Origin of the sequence: Methylomonas methanica (assembly GCF_001644035.1) — a bacterium.
GTDB classification, from domain to species: domain Bacteria; phylum Pseudomonadota; class Gammaproteobacteria; order Methylococcales; family Methylomonadaceae; genus Methylomonas; species Methylomonas methanica_A.
This window is the reverse complement of the sequence record NZ_LUUG01000109.1, coordinates 41,092-59,213: the sequence shown is the minus strand read 5'-3', so window position 1 is coordinate 59,213 and position 18,122 is coordinate 41,092. Positions and strand designations below refer to the sequence as shown.

Here is an 18,122-nt window from a genome sequence, read left to right as displayed (position 1 = left end):
AGGCGGACATGAAAGAACTATTTAGTGACGTATTAGCCAATACGCAATTTTCCGAAGGTTCTGGCTGGAAACGATATCGCCTAAATGCGGGTGAGACAATCGTTCAAAAAGGTCAGCAAGGAAACACTTTATTTCTTCTCGAGGAAGGTGTTGTTAGAGTTTTGGGTGGGGCAGAGTTGGATGGTAATCGACGGATCAGCCCCGGCTTGTGCGATTTGGAGGCTGTAGCGGTGTTTGGAGATGTCTGTTTGTATGAATCGAGAGAACGAACTGCTTCTGTTGTCTCATTAACGGATGTATGTTTGCTTGAAGTTCGCAGCGATATGCTGAGTATTTATTTGGACGATCATCCGGTGCAGGGTTATTTGTTCTTGAAGGGGCTGTTTCAAGCTATGTCTAATCGTTTGGGATTAGCAAATGATCGAATAGAGCATTTGCTGGCATGGGGAATTAAAGCGCATGACATCGATAAATATTTGTAGCTGGATGGCACTCGCGGAAATGAGGGGAAAAAATGGATGTTGCACCTAAATCATCTCTGGCGGAAAGTTTTAGTCGTTACTTCAAGGTGGACCTCGCCGAAAGTGATGCTCAAAAGGAATATGTTTTTCAAGTAAGGTATCGCGTTTACTGCGAAGAATTTAAATACGAGTCTGTTGAACGTTTTGCTAACCGTCTTGAGATAGATGATTACGATGAATACTCCCGGCATTGTCTGATTACTCATCTGCAAACGGGAATGCCTGCCGGCTGCGTGCGATTGGTACCTGCTGTCGGCGAGAGAGAGAATAAGCCATTGCCGTTAGAAAAGTACTGTGGCGACAGTCTGGATAATAAGGTTATAGATAACTTAAAGCTTCAGAGAAATACAGTGTGCGAGATATCCAGACTAGCTGTTGATGGGGCATTCCGTCGGCGTACCGGTGAGGCTTTGACACGTTTTGGTGAAGTTAACGGTTTACAATTTTCGCCACAAGAACAGAGAACTTTTTCGTCAATAGCAGTTGCTTGTTTTTTTGCGGCCACTGTTTTGACAGAAGTAGATGGGCGTACAAATGTGTTTGCAATGATGGAGCCGTTCTTGCCGCGGTTGATGCATCGGTCAGGTATAGATTTTCAGCGTGTTGGTAAGGATATCGACTACCACGGCATACGCGCACCTTATTTCATTACTACGCAGGCGGTTTTAGAAAATATGCACCCGGATTTGCAGGAGTTATACTCTTGGATAAAAGAAAATATTGTTAACTAGTATCACAGGGTTTAATGCAAGTCTATTTTGCCCGGAAATTAATAAGTTAACTAGATAAAAGTTTTGGAGTTTTGGTAATAGGATGAAAACAAATCTAATCAGTTCCGTAGTTTTCGCATGTTCATTTTTATTGCAAACAGCGGCCTGTTCCTCACCTGAGGAAGCTGCTCAAAATCATTTGCAAAAAGGTAAGGAGCTTTTTGAAAAAGGGGAATTTGATAAGGCCTTGCTTGAGTTGAAGACATCAAGCCAAAGCAGTGATAAGTTTGGTGAGGCCTATTTCTATATGGCCCTTTTGGACGAGAAAAATAATAACTTCAAATCGATGCGGCAAAATCTGATTAGGGCCTTAGAGTTAGAGCCTGGTTTGACTTCCGCAAAAATAAAGCTAGGTAAGCTCGATATTATTTTCGGAGATTTGGACAAAGCTTTGGAGCAAGCTGAATTAGTCTTGGCGAGCGATTCAAGCAACATTGATGCAAAATTGATCAAGGCATCCGTTTATATTAAACAGTCAAAAAAAGATCAAGCAGCAGAAGTAGTTAATTTGGTTTTAAAAGATAGCCCAGATAATATAGAGGCTTTGTCATTACAGGCGGCTTTATTTGCTGAAAAAAGTGAAATAGATCAAGCATTGGTATTAGTGAACAGGGCGTTGGAAAAAGAGCCTAAAAACCTTCCCTTGCGTTTATTTAAAATCAAGCTCGATGCTGGATTAAACAATATAGATAACGTGGTAAAGGGATATGAGGAGCTTATTCAACTATATCCAGATGCCAACAACTTTAAATTAAGCTTGGCCTCTATTTATTCGATGACTGGTAAGCTTGAGGAAGCGGAGGGATTGTTAAGAGAAATGGTCCAAAAATCAAACGATAAAGTCGAGCCTGAAATCGTTTTGATTGAATTTCTAAATGCTCGTGCTAAAGATCGAGTCATCGCAGAATACGAGTCCATGCTTAATCGTCATCAGAAGCAGCCTAAGATGTTGTTGGAGTTATCAAAATGGATGGTTGCATCAGGTTATGCTGAGAGTGCTAAAAAGGGTTTGGAGCAAGTCGTTGAGCTAGAGAAAAATAACGAAACAGGCTTATCAGCTCAGGTTATTCTCGCGGAAATTGCGCTGATGGAAAAGCAATATAGTACTGTAGAGAGCTCTTTGAGAGATATTCTTAGTGTTAATTCAGAATTGATTCAGGCAAACTTGCTTAAAGGTCGCTTTTTGCTGGCTCAAAATAAAACAGATGAAGCTATTGAGTTTCTTAACAAGCTTGTATGGAGCAAAGTTAATGTAGATGATGTTTATTCCTTGTTAGGTGAGGCCTATTTAATAAAACAAGATCGGAAACAGGCTGAAAAAAGTTTTAAGCAGGCGTTAGAAGTTAATCCAGCCAATTTAGCGGCCTTTTCTCGTATATATGGTAATTACTTACAGTCCGGTCAAAAGGAGAATGCTAGGCAATATCTTGAAAAGGCGTTATCGATAAAACAAAACGACGTTTTACTTCTTACTAGTAAAGCTGAGTTGGATATTTTGGAGAAAAAATGGGATGGTGCCCAAGAGGCCATTCAGCGGCTGGCGCTTTTTTCTAAAGATAAAGCTATGCCTACATATCTTCAAGCCAACATTTTGCAGGGTAAAGGTAAGTTTGCTGAGGCAATTAGCTTGTATGACAAGTTGATACAACAGCATCCTAATCATCTCAATTCATTGATTAATTTGGTCAGATCTTACGAGGCTCTTGGGCAAAGAGATAAGGCTGTTGCTTATTTAGAGAAGCATCATGCCGAGTATCCGGATGAATTAAATGCTGTCGGTGCTTTGAGTGATCTTTACGCGGCAAATAATGATTTTGCCAAAACTAAAAAGCTATTAACGGATCAGATTAAATATACTCCAAAAGCAACATCTATTTACCTTGCTCTAGCGAGGGTTGAAGCGGTGATGAATAAAAACATCGAATCAGCTAAAAAGGTTTATTTGCAAGGATTAGAAATTAATCAGGATGATCCTCAGTTATCTATGGCATTGGCTGGTTTGTACGAGCAATTGAACGAAAAGCAAAGTGCGATAAAAGTATATAAAAATTTGCTCGATAAGAATCCTGGTACTAGTTTGGCTATTAACAATTTGGCGTCATTGTTGATAGAGTCTAACAATCCTGACGAGATTAATCAGGGGGTAGAATTAGCAAAAGTATTTAAAGATTCTGAAAATCCATATTTTCAAGACACGTATGCCTGGGCCTTGATTAAAACGGGTAGAAATTCGGAGGGGCTCAAACTATTACAGGCTTTAATTTTAAAAGAGCCTAAATTACCTGAGTTTAGATATCACTTAGGTGTCGCTCATCTTAACGCTGGCAATAAAGCCACTGCAATAAGCGAGCTTAAACAGTCGATTAGTCTGTCTGATAAACAAAAGCGCAATTTTGCAGGTAAAGATGATGCAAAAAAGATCTTAGAAGAGACAGAGAATTCAGCCGGTAATTGAGTAACTACGTAGATTATGATTATGCCGATATTTAGCAAAAAATTGTTGTGTTATATGAACGCATTTGTCCTTATGTTAAGCGTGACGGGCTGTTCGCAACCACTACTTGAGGATGTGCAGCAGGCGGCTGATTACACTTATCAGATTGGGCCGGGGGATAGTGTGAATATATTCGTTTGGGGTAATCCGGAGCTATCCACTTCAGCCCCAGTCCGGCCGGATGGCAAGATAACCGTTCCTTTGGTTGAGGAGTTATTGGCCAGCGGTAAAACACCGTTTGAATTAGCCCGTGACATTGAGAAGGTGCTTTCAACTTACATTAAGAGTCCGCAGGTAGTTGTTATGGTGAGCGGCTTTAAAGGGATTAGTACTCAGCAAATTAGGGTTATTGGCAGGATTGGTGGTGGCAGTGGTGGCAGTGGTGGCAGTGGTGGCAGTGGTGGCAGTGGTGGCAGTGGTGGGGTCGGACGTTACCAAGGCAAGTCCATTCCATACGAAAGGGGAATGACTTTATTGGATGTTATTTACAGATCGGTTTGAATCAATATGCTGATGGCAATAGAGCCAGCGTAATCAGGGATGTGAATGGAGAGTTGAAGCCGTTTGGTGTTAGGATTGACGACTTGATTGATGATACAGATTTGTCAGCGAATGTGTTGATGATGCCTGGAGACATTTTAATTATTCCTGATGCATATTTTTAGGGTTTTGTAAAAAGGGTGACTTATTCTGTGGGTAGTATATTCATTAATTTTAGATTAAAAACAATGGCTAGTTAATATGCAACAAGATCTTTCTGAAGTTTATTTTTATTTGAAAGGGACTTTAAAGTATAAGCGCCTGGCGATTGTTTTTGCTTTGGTTGTTTGTTCAGGCGCTTGGGCGTATATTTTCATGATGCCTGACAAATTTGAGTCAAAAGCTAAAGTTCATATTGATTCAGCTACAGTTATCAGGCCACTTATGAGGGGGATGGTGATAGAGCCTGATATATCTGCACTAATTAGAATAATTCAGCAACTCATGTTTACAAGGCCTAATCTAGAAAAAATTATTTCGCTATCCCAGCTAAGCAGATCTCAGGATAATTCTGGATCTACAACCGAGTTGATAGAAAAACTTAAAAAAGACATAACAATTGCTGGTGGCAGAGGAGATATTTTTGATATTGCCTATACGTCCCAAGACCCTGAAGTTGCCAAAAGCGTGGTTCAGGCTGTTCTAACTGTGTTTTCAGAGCAGACCGAGGGAAAAGCATTGGCTGATGCAAGTGATGCGCAGCGCTTCATTGAGCAGCAGATACGAGAGTATGAGATTAGATTGCAAGATGCTGAAAAAGCAAAGGAAGAATTCAAACGGGCAAATATAGATTTACTTAATGGTTCAGATCAATTTCAGAGTTTGCAGAAAATGAAGGAGCAGTATTTAGATGCCAATACTGCTCTAGATCAAGCTATTTCTCGAAGAAATGTTTTAGCGGAGCAGGTTGCTGAAATACAAGAGTCCGATGAGGACTGGGGACTACCTACATCTACTCAGGAAGTGTCTGCGGATAACGCAAGGATAGAATCGCTGAAAGATAAGCGGACCGAGTTGTTGCTGAAATACACCGAACGACATCCAGAAATAATTGAAATTGATAAGTTAATTGAAACGCTGAAAACTCAAGAAAACCAATCAAAGCCTAATCAGTCAGAATCAAATGAAGATTTGGGTGCAGGTGTTTCGGAGAGTATTGGAGCTGAGAAAATGGCTAACCCCTATGTTCAAGCGTTAAAGATGGGGTTTGATAATGCTCAGGCAGAAGTTGCATCGAGCCAAACTTTAGTTGAGTCAATTCGAAACAGGATAGCAAAGCTCGAAGAAGGATTGAATGAAAGATTGACCATTGAAACGGAAATGAAGAATCTTAACCGGGACTATGAAACGATAAGTGGAAAGTACTCAGAGTTGCTGGACCGGCGTGAACAGGCTCATATTACCGAGCGTGTGGACGACCAGACATCTCGCTTGAAATTCAAAATTGCTGATCCTCCTAGCAAGCCCAATAAGCCTAGTTCTCCTAATAGAAAGTTATTTTACTCGTTCGCGCTTTTAGTCGGGGTGGTTTTAGGGTTCGGTGTTGCGTTTTTAGTTTATTTTATACGGCCAGTATTTATGTCAACAAGACAAGTAAGAATTGTGACCGGGCTGCCATCCCTAGGTAGTGTGTCTCTTACTTCACAAGGTATAAGTCAGACCAATAATATCGACTGGTTACTTATTTCGACTTTTGCAATACTGCTAAGTGGCTATATTGGTATCATGATATTTGAGATACTCAAGTAAAGTCGTATTAAACAGGTAAACATATGAGCATTATAGAGAATGCGCTGAAAAAGGCAGGGAGCCAAGGGTTAGTTGTGGAAAATAATAGCCAAGACTCGGCTATCACAAGTAAACCTGATAGAGGTGCCAGCGAAAGCAATTTAGAGTCGGTTGAGTTACGAGAGTCTTTTCACGCGTTTTCGCCAGAGCAGCAGGTTGTTGTTGATTGGGTTGGCTTAGCGGAAAATGGTTTTATAGACAATAACAATGCAAAATCTCAGTTGGCTGAAGAGTTTAGGGTTATTAAGAGACCTTTAGTCAACAATATACAGGGTGCGGAAAATAATGGTATTAATCGTTCTAATTTAATTCTTATCTGCAGCAGTTTGCCTGGAGAAGGGAAGACGTTCGTTTCAATTAACTTGGCTTTGAGCATTGCTAACGAAAGAGATAAAAAGGTTTTACTTATAGATGCCGATGTTGAAAAGCCGAGTATATCAAAGCAATTAGGGATTAATAGTCCTCGCGGCTTAATAGAGTATTTAGAAGATGATAAAGTAACTTTTTCAGATATTTTGTTAAAAACAGATCTTCCAAATCTTAGCTTGATTACAGCAGGTAAAAGACATAAATACTCGACAGAGTTGTTATCGAGTCAAAGGATGTATTTATTTGCGGAAGAAGTGAGCCGGCGATATAAAGACCGTATTGTGATTTTTGATTCCCCCCCGTTACTTGTTGCTACTCAGGCCCAAATACTTGCAGAACTTGTAGGTCAGGTAGTGCTGGTAATTGCGGCGGAAGTTACTCCGCAGAGCGTGGTTAATGAGTCGGTTGCGAAGCTTAGTAATTGCGATGTTGTTATGACCCTTTTGAACAAAACAAGAAAAGAGATAGATATATACGGTCACAATTATAGTTATGGGAAATATGGACATTTGTGACAGTAATCGTCTTTCCGGTTTATCTTTAGCCACCTTGCTTTCTGGTTTAAGTATAGGTATGGTTTTACATTCTAGCTCTGCAAAAGCGCTTGATTGGCGATTAAGTCCAAGTTTGTCCGCAAGCGAGATATTTTCAGATAATTTGACTCTTTCTGAAAATAATAAGAAAAGCGGTTTTGTAACTGAGGTTAGTCCTGGAATTTCATTGTATGGAAACTCCCCGTGGAGCAGTTTCAATTTAAATTATCGTATGCAAGGTCTCTATAATGCGGGTGGTAGGGATGCTATAGATATAAATCATCAGCTTAATATGAATTCTTTGTATCAAGCCGTTCGTAACACTCTTTTTTTGGAAACTGCAAGTTCAATAAGTCAGCAAAATATTAGTAATTCGTTTGTTACGACTGATAATATTTCTGGGAATGGTGGGCGGACTGAAGTTCAGACTTTTAGTATTTCGCCTTATTGGACGCCTCGTTTTGGTCAGTTTGCAACGGGTTTAGCTAAAGTCGGTTATAGTAAATCCTCGTTCGAGAATTTAAATGGGTCATTAGTGACGCCGCAGTTGTCAAATTTGGTGTCCGATTCGGATACTATTACGCGCCAGGCTAGATTGTCCAGCGGCAGTTATTTTAATAGGGTCAACTGGGGATTAAACTATTCGTCCCAAGAGCAAAGCAGGGCTGTCGGACAAGATGTTCGATTTGAACAATACCAAGGTAATGCTCGATATTATATCAATAATAAATTCAATCTTTTCGGACAAGCAGGGTTTGAAAATAACGATTTTCAAACTTCGACGAATAGCATAAGTAATGGTTTTTTTTATACGGTTGGGGGGCAATGGACACCAAGCAAGTGGTATTCACTTGAGGTTGGTATCGGTAATAACAAGCATGCTACGTTGCAATTTAATCCTTCGGAAAATCTTAGTTCGACCATTACGTATCGTAATAAAGATGTAGGGTTAAACACTGGCGATTCTTGGGATGCAAACTTTAACTATCGCGCTAAGCAGGCGACCATTGCATTTAATTATTCCCAAGAGACAACGACGTTGCAACAATTGTTCGCTGAGCAGGGATTTTTTCTTCGGGATGCCTCGGGCAGCTTAACTCAGGTGGTAAACACTCAAGATTTAGTAGCGCAGGGGTTTCTCACCCCTGGCCCAACTGATCCTCTTACCGGAAGGTCGTCGCTGATTCCAGGCCCCAATTTTAACAATACCCAGTTAGTTTTGAATCCGTTTGATTTGGTCAATGACGTAATTATTAGAAAGCGTGGAAATCTTTCTTTTTCCTACCAAACCGGTAAGAGCACTTACAACGCTTCTGTGTTTAACGAACGTAGAACATATGAAACCCGTTCTGGAGAAGACATGTCATATGGTGTAACGGGTAGCTGGCAATGGCAATTTGCCTCGAGGATGGATCTCTATCTACGACCTTCTTGGCAACATACGGATGGAGAGTTATCCAGCAATTCTCGATATGATGTAGCTTTGGGTGTAAGCAGGGGGGTTCCTATTAATTTGGGGCGCCCTTTATTAATGGATACAAGACTCGAGTTTAGGCATATCAATCAAATATCCGATTCCACCCAATTTGGTGGTTATGTTGAGAACAGGGCTACAGCTAATTTTAACGTACGATTCTAAATAGAAAAAACATGTACGACGGATTTTATAATCTCACCCAAAAGCCTTTTCAACTAAGCGCGGATCCGGATTTCTTTTTTCAGAGCTCAGTGCATAAACGTGCTCTAGCTTATATGCATTACGGCTTGACGCAAGGTGAGGGCTTTGTTCTGGTTATCGGCTCGCCTGGTACGGGTAAAACTATGCTGGTAAAGAGTTTGATAAAAAATTTGAATAAAGAGAAATTGTTAATCGGTGTGATGATGACTTCTCAAGTGGGGCCTGAAGACACTTTGCGGATGGCTGCATCGACATTTGGTTTTTCATTTTCTCTGACCGATAAGGCCAGTTTATTATCGGGGTTCGAAAAGTTTATCGCTGAAAAAGCCAGAGAAGGTAGGCGATTACTGTTGATCGTCGATGAAGCGCAGAATTTGCCAAAACAATCCTTAGAAGAATTGCGTATGCTTACCAATTTGGATGTTAATGGTAATCCTGTTTTTCAGGTGTTTTTGATTGGGCAACCCGAATTGAAACGCACCATTTACTCTGCGGATATGGAGCAGCTAAAGCAGCGCATTGTATCTACATTTCAGCTTGATCCGTTGGATTTGGAAGAGACCAAAGAATATATACTTTTTAGGTTGCAAACTGCAGGTTGGTCTGGGACTCCTGAGTTTACGCCAAGTGTTTTTGAGGCTATTCACGAGTTTAGTGGAGGTATCCCTAGACGCATTAATTCCTTGTGCGATCGTCTACTATTATTCGGTTATCTGGAAGAGTTGAAGTTGTTGGACGAACAGGCAGTGACTAAAGTTATCGTCGAGGTTAAGGAAGAAATGTTGCTCGAGGTTGCTGACGAGGAGTATGAGAGTTCCATGCCGCCGTTACATCGTTTCAGTGGTGCTGATTCAGAATCTCTCGAACATAGGATTGCCAGACTCGAAGATGTTGTCACCAATCTTCGAAACAGTCTGAATAAAGAAAAAGCTCTGCTTAGAAAAGCTATTCTGCTGCAATTGGATATGGATGCCGTTTACAGCGAAACAACCTCCCTGGATTAACAAAAATGTCCCCTAAAGTCTTGGTTTGCGTGGTCGGCGCGCGACCTAATTTCATGAAAATGGCGCCAATTATCAGACAGTTACAAGCTGTTAGACATTTGGTCACACCTTATTTGGTGCATACCGGTCAGCATTACGACCAAGCCATGAAAGATACTTTTTTCCAACAGCTCGGTATTCCGGAGCCGGATAAGGATTTGGGTGTCGGATCGGGCAGTCATGCGGTGCAGACTGCAAATGTCATGTTGCGCTTTGAGCCGGTTTTGGATGAGGTTAAACCTTTTGCCGTGTTGGTAGTGGGGGATGTCAATTCAACAATCGCCTGCGGGTTGGTCGCAGTAAAAAAAAATATTCCATTGATCCATGTTGAAGCCGGTTTGAGAAGTTATGATCGGCAAATGCCGGAAGAGATTAACCGCATTTTGACTGACCAAATCTCAGACCTGTTATTCACCACGGAGCGTGCGGCGGCGGACAATTTGATTAAGGAAGGTATTTCCGAACAGCGGATATGCTTTACCGGGAATGTGATGATCGACACGCTTTTGGCTAACTGCCAACAAGCCTCTTCTTTGGCGGAAACATTGCAGCGATACGGTTCCAAACAGCTTGTTTCGGAAAAAGCTTATGCCTTGTTAACACTGCACAGACCTTCCAATGTTGACGAGCCCGAAACACTGGCGCGCTTGATTCGGGTGGTGGGGGATATCAGCGAAAAACTCCCTGTGATATTTCCGGTTCACCCGCGCACACAGCAAAAAATTGCAGAGGCGGGATTACTGAGCATGTTGCCGGAGAAAAGGGTGATTATGTTACCGCCGGTGGCATATTTGGAAATGCTCGGTTTGATGCAGTCCGCACAATTGGTTTTGACTGATTCCGGTGGCTTACAGGAAGAGACGACTGCATTGGGCGTACCTTGCGTGACCTTGCGGGAAAATACCGAAAGGCCTATCACCATCACCGAGGGTACCAATTCCATTGTGGGAACCGATCCCGCTAAAATTATGCAATGTGTAAATGATGTGTTGAGCACGGGCGGTAAGAGTGGTCGGGTTCCAGAGTATTGGGATGGTAACGCCGCTGGTCGTATCGTCGATGAAATCGTGCGTCGTTATCAGTTGGCGGGTTGAGACTGTATGAATGCCCCTGTATGCATTAATGCTATGACAGTTGATGTTGAGGATTATTTTCAGGTCTCGGCGTTTGAGGCTAATATCCAGCGTAGTCAGTGGGATGGTTTACCGCACCGGGTAGAACAGAACACCCAGCGGATTTTGGATTTGTTTGCTCAACATCAGGTAAAAGCCACTTTTTTTACCTTGGGCTGGGTGGCCGAACGTTATCCGCAGTTGGTTCGGCGGATTGTCGATGAAGGGCACGAACTCGCTTCGCATGGTTATCAACACACCCGGGTAACCGAACAAACACCGGAGCAATTCCGGGAAGATCTTAGAATTAGCCGGCAGATTCTCGAAGACATCGGCGGTCAGCCAATTGTGGGTTATCGCGCCGCTAGTTATTCGATAGGTGCGAAGAACCTCTGGGCGCTTGAGGTATTGGAGGACGAGGGCTTTCAGTACAGTTCTAGTATATATCCTGTAAAACACGATTTATACGGTATGCCGAGCGCTCCCCGCTTCGCCTACAGGCCGGATAACGCGCCTAAACTGTTGGAAATACCGATTACTACGTTGAAAATACTGGATCGTAATATCCCCTGCGGTGGCGGCGGGTTTTTTCGATTGTATCCGTATCAGTTTTCGAAATGGGCTTACCGCCACCTCAATAAATACGAAAATCAGTCTGGAATTTTTTATTTTCACCCTTGGGAAATAGATCCCGAACAGCCGCGGCAGCATGATTTGTCGTTTAAGACCCGTTTCAGACATTATTTGAATCTGGATAGAATGCAAAATCGCCTTAACAGCTTACTGGCCGATTTTGCTTGGGATACCATGCAGAACGTGTTTCTAACCAAGCAAACAGACAAATCACCATAGTTAGTCATGATCAAATTACTTGAGCCAGCCCAAACAGAGCGTTGGGATCACTATGTCATGGCTGCGGCCGATGGCAGCTTCTTTCATTTATCAGCTTGGCAGCAGGTAATCAAACAAGCCTTCGGCCACGATACTTACTATTTCTACGCAGAACAAAATGGCGAAATCACCGGTATTTTGCCCTTGACCCATGTCAATAGCTTGTTATTCGGCAATTCTCTGGTTTCAAACGCGTTTTGTGTATACGGCGGAATTGTCGCCACTAACGATGAGGCTTTTGCAGCGTTACAAACCAAAGCGCAACAACTGGCCAGAGAATTGGGCGTCGATAGTTTGGAGATGAGGAATCGGCAACAGCATCATCCCGATTGGCCGCACAAAGAACTCTATGTCACGTTTAGAAAAGAACTCGATCCAGATGTCGAAAAAAATCTAAATGCGATTCCTCGTAAGCAGCGGGCAATGGTGCGGGCTGGCATCAAAGCCGGTCTTACCAGTGTTATCGACGATAATGTCGAACGTTTATATGGCGCCTATTCTGAAAGTGTCAGGAACTTGGGCACCCCAGTATTTCCAAAAAAATATTTTCAACTTTTGCAGGATGTATTCGGCGATAGTTGCGAGGTGCTAACGATAGAGCACGAAGGTCAGCTAGTCGCCAGCGTGATGAGTTTTTATTTCAAGGATGAGGTTTTACCTTACTACGGTGGCGGTACCGATGCGGCCCGCGATTTGAAAGGTAACGATTTCATGTATTGGGAAGTGATGCGGCGTGCAGTCGAAAAGGGTTGCAAGATTTTCGATTACGGTCGGAGTAAAGTTGGCACAGGCTCGTATCGCTTTAAAAAGCACTGGGGTTTCGAACCGGAGCCGCTTTATTACGAGGTCGATCTGGTCAAAGCCAAACAAATACCCGAAATCAATCCACTCAATCCTAAATACCGTTTGTTTATTGCAGCTTGGAAGCGCTTGCCTCTGCCGGTTAGTCAGTTGGTCGGCCCTTGGCTTGCCAAGGACTTAGGCTAATGGCCAAGCCCAAATTACTGTATTTAGTTCATCGTATTCCTTATCCGCCTAACAAGGGCGACAAGATTCGTTCCTTTCATTTTTTGCAGGCTTTAGCTGCTGAATACCAGATATTTCTCGGTACCTTTATTGATGACCCGGATGATAAGCAGCATATCGATGTCTTAAAGTCTTTCTGTGCAGATACTTGCTGTATCGAATTAAATCCCAAGATCGGTAAAATTAAAAGTTTGACAGGCTTTCTGAGCGGAGAAGCCTTGAGTTTGCCGTATTACCGTAACCGCGAATTGCAGGAATGGGTGGATAAAACGATCAGCGAACAGGGTATTGAGAGGGTGATGATCTTTTCATCGCCGATGGCACAATATGTTGATAAATATACCAACTTGCATTGCGTGGCCGATTTTGTAGATGTCGATTCCGACAAGTGGCGGCAATATGCGCAAAGTAAAGACTGGCCCGCCAGTTGGATTTACCAGCGTGAAGCGGAAAAACTGCTGGCCTATGAGCAATGTATCGCTGCGCGGGCCGATGCCACAATATTTGTATCCGAACAAGAAGCAGGCTTGTTCAAAACTTTAGCACCGGTATCCGCGGTCAAGATTAGTTTTGTGAACAACGGAGTGGATACGGACAGGTTCTATCCAGACTTGTCGTATGAGACGCCATTCCCGGCCAAGCAAAGGACTGTTGTGTTCACCGGCGCGATGGATTATTGGGCCAATGTCGATGCAGTCAAGTGGTTTGCCGAGCAGGTATTTCCTGTTATCAAAAGCCGATTGCCGGGCGTACATTTTTATATAGTAGGTTCCAAACCCGCCAAAGAGGTGTTGCAATTGGCGGAAAACGAGCCTGCCGTAATTGTGACTGGGCGAGTTGACGATGTCAGGCCCTATGTTGCTCACGCGGACGTTGTTGTTGCGCCCTTGCGGATCGCCAGGGGCATTCAAAACAAAGTGTTGGAAGCCATGGCAATGGCCAAGCCGATAGTGGCCACCTCGGCGGCTATGGAGGGCATACCGGGAGGAACGGATTTGCAGGTGGCGATAGCCGACGCTCCGGAAGATTTTGCCAGCCAAGTTTTACAGTTTTTGGAGCAGCCGGTCGAATCGGCTAACGTCAATCGCCGCTATGTAGAAAGCGATTTCAGTTGGGAGCAAAACGGCCAACGCTTGTGCCGATTGTTAGCAGGCGAGACTGCATAAATGTCCAGACCGTTGCCGCCCTTAATCGTGCATATCATTTATAGGCTGGGCATTGGTGGGCTGGAGAACGGCCTGGTCAATATCATTAATAATTTACCGGAAGACAGCTATCGGCACGCCATTATCTGTTTGGCAGATAGCACTGAGTTCAGCCAGCGCATTAAACGGCAAGATGTGGTTATCCATCAGTTACATAAGCGGCCAGGACAGGATTGGGCGTCGTTTTATACAGTCTATCGCTTGTTGAAACAATGGCAGCCCGCTATCGTGCATACCCGTAATTTGGCGGCTATCGAATATCAGGTTTGCGCGTTGTTAGCCGGCGTGTCTTATCGGGTGCATGGCGAACATGGTTGGGATGTTTTCGATCCTGACGGCAGCAATGTCAAGTATCAATGGCTGCGACGGATTTTGGGTTCAATCATTCATCGCTTCATTCCGTTATCGCAGCATTTACAGGATTATTTGCTGAATCGAGTTGGCATTCCAGCTGCGAAAATCACGCGCATCTGTAACGGTGTCGATACCAAAACGTTTTATCCTCGTTCCGGAATTAGACAAATACCGGACGGTTGCTCGCTGAATTTGGATCAAAAGTTGGTGATTGGTACAGTTGGACGCATGCACGGCGTTAAAGATCAGTTGACGCTGGTTGGGGCTTTTATCAATGCTTGCGAAAACTCCCCCGAGTTTGCCCAAATTGCCCGTTTGTTTTTGATTGGTGATGGGCCTTTGCGAGCCGAAGCGATTGACTTGTTGAATGCCGCCAGCCTTACCGATAAAGCCTGGTTACCCGGCGAGCGTGACGACATACCCGAAATTTTGCGTAGCTTCGATATTTTCGTACTGCCGTCAAAGGCGGAAGGTATTTCCAATACTATATTAGAAGCGATGGCTAGCGGTTTGCCGGTTATCGCTACGCGAGTTGGCGGCAACCCCGAGCTGGTGCTGGACGGTACGACCGGGTGTCTGGTAGAGAAAGAGGATGTTACAGGTATGTCAGCGGCGATGCAGGAGTTGGTAATGGATGACGATAAACGGCGGCAATTGGGTAAAGCTGCGTTGCAGCGGATTCAGGCGGAATTTTCAATCGATAGCATGGTGAATCGCTATCGGCAGGTTTATGACAAACAGTAAATGATCCAGAGAGAACTCATATGTGCGGCATAGTCGGTATTTTCGATATTACGGGTGCTAGTGAAATAGACCGCAATTTGTTGTCGCGGATGAACGAGTCCCAATTTCACCGGGGGCCTGACGAAGGCGGTTTGCATACTGAGCCTGGTTTGGGCTTTGGACACCGCCGGTTGTCCATTATCGACTTGTCCAGCGGTCAGCAACCGATGCATAGTCAAGATGGCAATGTGGTACTGACCTACAATGGCGAGGTCTATAATTTTCCGGAATTGCGCGCAGAGCTGGAGGCATTGGGCTATAGCTTCAGGACTCATTGTGATACAGAAGTGATTCTTTATGCTTGGCAAGCTTGGGGTGAATCTTGCGTGGAGCGCTTACGTGGCATGTTTGCGTTTGGGATTTGGGATAGGCCACGGCAGACCTTATTTTTGGCCAGAGATCGTCTTGGTGTAAAGCCGCTGTTTTATGCCGAGTTAAGCAACGGCCAATTCATTTTCGGTTCTGAACTGAAAGCATTAAAACAGCATCCTCTACTACCTAAAAACGTTGATCCCACTGCGATAGAAGACTATTTCGGTTTTGGGTATATTCCCGACCCAAAGACTATTTATAAAGGTGTTTATAAGCTTGAACCCGGATATTCGCTAACGATTAAACGCGGGCAGAATGGTTTTCGACCTAAACAATATTGGGATGTTAAATTTCAGCCAGCTTCCGCGGGCAACGTAGCCGAAGCCGGCGAAGAGTTAATCGAGCGCTTGCGCGAGGCTGTGAAAATTCGAATGGTCGCTGATGTGCCGTTGGGGGCCTTTCTGTCTGGCGGTGTTGACTCCAGCGGTGTAGTGGCATTGATGGCGGGACTATCCAAAGAGCCGGTTAATACTTGTTCGATTTCGTTCGGCGATCCTAAATTCAACGAAGCGCAATTTGCCTCTCAGGTTGCCGAACGTTACCACACCGCACACCGCGTCGAACAAGTCGATCCTGACGACTTTAGCCTGATTGATCACTTGTCCGGTTTGTATGACGAGCCATATGCGGACAGTTCTGCGTTACCGACTTACCGGGTTTGCGAATTGGCCAAGAAGCAAGTAACCGTTGTGTTATCTGGCGATGGCGGTGATGAAAATCTGGCTGGCTACCGGCGCTATCGCTGGCATACCTATGAAGAACGGATGAGGGCTTTATTGCCTGATGCATTGCGGATGCCCTTGTTTTCGACCTTAGGTAGGGTATATCCGAAGTTGGATTGGGCACCCAAGGTATTGAGGGCGAAAACCACGCTGGAGTCTATAGGCCGGGATTCGATGGCGGGTTATTTTCACAGCGTATCGGTGCTTTCCAACGGTATGCGCAGCCAGTTATTTAGCGATAGTTTAAAAAGTGAGTTACAGGGCTATCAGGCTATTGAAGTATTCCGTCGGTATAGTCAGCAAGTCCCGGATAATCCATTATCGATGGTGCAATATCTGGATTTAAAAACTTATTTAGCGGGCGACATTCTGACTAAAGTCGATCGGGCCAGCATGGCCCATGCCTTGGAAGTGCGGGTGCCATTATTGGATCATAAGTTAGTGGAATGGATGGCAACCTTGCCGCCCGATTTGAAATTACACGGACGGGAAGGCAAATATTTGTTTAAGAAAGCGTTGGAGCCTTATCTGCCCAATGATATTCTTTACCGGCCCAAAATGGGGTTTGCAGTGCCATTGAGCAGTTGGTTTAGAGGGCCGCTAAAGCAGCGTGTGCAGCAGGCCTTGCTGGGAGAAACCCTGAAAAGTACCGGTTGGTTTGATGAGGCTTATTTGCATCATTTGGTTACTCAACATCAGTCCGGTCTGCGCGATTACAGCGCGTCGATTTGGTCGCTATTGATGTTTGAAGCGTTTCTTCGAAATAACTCTAAATGATCGCCTTTGAGACTCTGAATCTGTACGTGTGTGCAATAGACATATATAAAGCATTTTGCTAGAGTGCGAACCAATTCAAAGTTTAATTGCGAGGTTTCAGATGAATAGAATAGAAGAACAAAAAGGCACTAGGGGAGAAACTCAGCATGTTGGTGCCCCACTTGATAAATCCAGGAGGACTTTCGCGAAAACTGGCGTGATTGCTCCGGTTTTAATGACTCTAACCAGTAAGACGGCTTTAGGTAGTGTTTATCAGTGTACGATATCTGGTGTACAGTCTGGCAATGTGTCAAATCACTCAGAGGATATGTCGGTTTGTAAGACGGGAAAGTCCCCCACTGATTGGTTAGCCAATGTAGACACTACTACCGCCCCCAATTATGTCCAGTGGATTGCTGCGGGTGTATGTCCAGTTAGGGTGGAAAAAAAAACCAGCGGAACGCTTTATTATAAAAAAGGTGCTTCGGGTTCTTGTATAACGGCCTCAACAACCACTGCTACTGCAATGTGCAATGCCATTCTAGGTGTTAGTACTTTTACAGGAGGGTCTGGAAGCAACGGTCAATGTGCGGGCGGTAGCTATATTTACAAAAATGCATCCACTTTCGCGTCGATATTTGATCCCACCAACTTAGCGGATACTTCTACTTTTTGGGACGCCCTGTCTGGAAGTGGACTCAAACGGGACGCATGTGTAGCTTATCTAAATGCTAGTGCGGGGTTTATTCAGGATGTAAGTCCTGCGGAAGTTGTAAAACTTTATCGGTTATGTGCGTTTCATGAAGCTTTCTATGACGGAAGCATAGCTGTGACCAATGAGGCTGGTGCGGCTGAGTTATTGGCCAATCTTCATCAATAATTTTAATGATGTGAAATGGAATATTTGTCAACACTTCCGTGTTCAGCTTTTGGTTTTTGATGACCAAGTTGTTCTTTTTCATCATGGAAGTGGAGAAACCCATCTTTTAGATAGGAAGGCCAGTTTTATTCTATCTATAATTTTGGACTCCAAAGTCCCGATCACTGAGTCGGTGTTGAGCATCAGGGCTATTGATGAAGGTCTAGAAAATTTTGATCAGCAATCGCTAATGGGTATATTAGATGCGTTGCAGAATCTGCAGATTATTGAAAAAATATAGAGACT

17 protein-coding genes are annotated in these 18,122 nt (G+C 43.9%); all 17 read left to right on the top strand.

The window, feature by feature from the left end; translation table 11 throughout:
* The first annotated feature begins 8 nt into the window (after positions 1-8).
* The 17 genes from A1332_RS20355 to A1332_RS26585 all read left to right on the top strand — a co-directional run bounded on the left by A1332_RS20355 (position 9) and on the right by A1332_RS26585 (position 18,117).
* The gene (locus tag A1332_RS20355) at positions 9-482 is read left to right on the top strand and encodes a Crp/Fnr family transcriptional regulator (protein ID WP_064010257.1); all 474 of its coding nucleotides are present in this window, start codon (positions 9-11) and stop codon (positions 480-482) included.
* Between the two features lie 32 nt (positions 483-514).
* Positions 515-1,252 carry a PEP-CTERM/exosortase system-associated acyltransferase gene (locus A1332_RS20350; protein WP_064010256.1) on the top strand — a complete coding sequence of 246 codons (738 nt, stop codon included), beginning with the start codon at positions 515-517 and terminating at the stop codon, positions 1,250-1,252.
* A gap of 82 nt (positions 1,253-1,334) precedes the next feature.
* Positions 1,335-3,746 (top strand): tetratricopeptide repeat protein, encoded by a 2,412-nt coding sequence (locus tag A1332_RS20345; RefSeq protein WP_064010255.1) that lies wholly within the window; start codon positions 1,335-1,337, stop codon positions 3,744-3,746.
* 21 nt (positions 3,747-3,767) lie between these two features.
* Entirely contained in the window at positions 3,768-4,286 is a 519-nt protein-coding gene (locus tag A1332_RS20340; protein WP_231890372.1) for a polysaccharide biosynthesis/export family protein, read from the top strand.
* On the top strand, positions 4,283-4,450 hold the full coding sequence (locus tag A1332_RS26160; protein WP_231890371.1) for a hypothetical protein: 168 nt from the start codon (positions 4,283-4,285) through the stop codon (positions 4,448-4,450). Before A1332_RS20340 ends, A1332_RS26160 begins: the two co-directional genes overlap by 4 nt.
* A gap of 76 nt (positions 4,451-4,526) precedes the next feature.
* Positions 4,527-6,074 (top strand): XrtA system polysaccharide chain length determinant, encoded by a 1,548-nt coding sequence (locus A1332_RS20335; RefSeq protein WP_064010254.1) that lies wholly within the window; start codon positions 4,527-4,529, stop codon positions 6,072-6,074.
* A gap of 23 nt (positions 6,075-6,097) precedes the next feature.
* Positions 6,098-6,997 (top strand): XrtA-associated tyrosine autokinase, encoded by a 900-nt coding sequence (locus A1332_RS20330; RefSeq protein ID WP_064010253.1) that lies wholly within the window; start codon positions 6,098-6,100, stop codon positions 6,995-6,997.
* On the top strand, positions 6,984-8,654 hold the full coding sequence (locus tag A1332_RS20325) for a TIGR03016 family PEP-CTERM system-associated outer membrane protein (RefSeq protein ID WP_231890370.1): 1,671 nt from the start codon (positions 6,984-6,986) through the stop codon (positions 8,652-8,654). Before A1332_RS20330 ends, A1332_RS20325 begins: the two co-directional genes overlap by 14 nt.
* 11 nt (positions 8,655-8,665) lie before the next feature.
* Positions 8,666-9,697: an XrtA/PEP-CTERM system-associated ATPase gene (locus tag A1332_RS20320; RefSeq protein ID WP_064010251.1), complete on the top strand. Its 1,032-nt coding sequence runs from the start codon at positions 8,666-8,668 to the stop codon at positions 9,695-9,697.
* 5 nt (positions 9,698-9,702) lie between these two features.
* A complete protein-coding gene (gene wecB / locus A1332_RS20315) occupies positions 9,703-10,830 on the top strand; it encodes a non-hydrolyzing UDP-N-acetylglucosamine 2-epimerase (RefSeq protein WP_064010250.1) in 1,128 nt (375 codons plus the stop codon).
* Between the two features lie 33 nt (positions 10,831-10,863).
* Entirely contained in the window at positions 10,864-11,700 is an 837-nt protein-coding gene (locus A1332_RS20310; protein ID WP_231890369.1) for an XrtA system polysaccharide deacetylase, read from the top strand.
* Between the two features lie 6 nt (positions 11,701-11,706).
* A complete protein-coding gene (locus A1332_RS20305; RefSeq protein ID WP_064010248.1) occupies positions 11,707-12,726 on the top strand; it encodes a FemAB family XrtA/PEP-CTERM system-associated protein in 1,020 nt (339 codons plus the stop codon).
* The gene (locus A1332_RS20300; protein ID WP_064010247.1) at positions 12,726-13,931 is read left to right on the top strand and encodes a TIGR03087 family PEP-CTERM/XrtA system glycosyltransferase; all 1,206 of its coding nucleotides are present in this window, start codon (positions 12,726-12,728) and stop codon (positions 13,929-13,931) included. Before A1332_RS20305 ends, A1332_RS20300 begins: the two co-directional genes overlap by 1 nt.
* Complete coding sequence (locus A1332_RS20295) at positions 13,932-15,068, top strand: TIGR03088 family PEP-CTERM/XrtA system glycosyltransferase (RefSeq protein ID WP_064010246.1); 1,137 nt, start codon at positions 13,932-13,934, stop codon at positions 15,066-15,068.
* 20 nt (positions 15,069-15,088) lie between these two features.
* Positions 15,089-16,978 (top strand): XrtA/PEP-CTERM system amidotransferase, encoded by a 1,890-nt coding sequence (locus A1332_RS20290; protein ID WP_064010245.1) that lies wholly within the window; start codon positions 15,089-15,091, stop codon positions 16,976-16,978.
* Positions 16,979-17,078: 100 nt separating this feature from the next.
* Positions 17,079-17,837, top strand: coding sequence for a hypothetical protein (locus A1332_RS20285; RefSeq protein ID WP_064010244.1), 759 nt, complete (start codon positions 17,079-17,081; stop codon positions 17,835-17,837).
* Complete coding sequence (locus A1332_RS26585; RefSeq protein ID WP_157204067.1) at positions 17,794-18,117, top strand: HPr-rel-A system PqqD family peptide chaperone; 324 nt, start codon at positions 17,794-17,796, stop codon at positions 18,115-18,117. The genes A1332_RS20285 and A1332_RS26585 overlap by 44 nt, the downstream gene beginning before the upstream one ends.
* Positions 18,118-18,122: the final 5 nt, after the last annotated feature.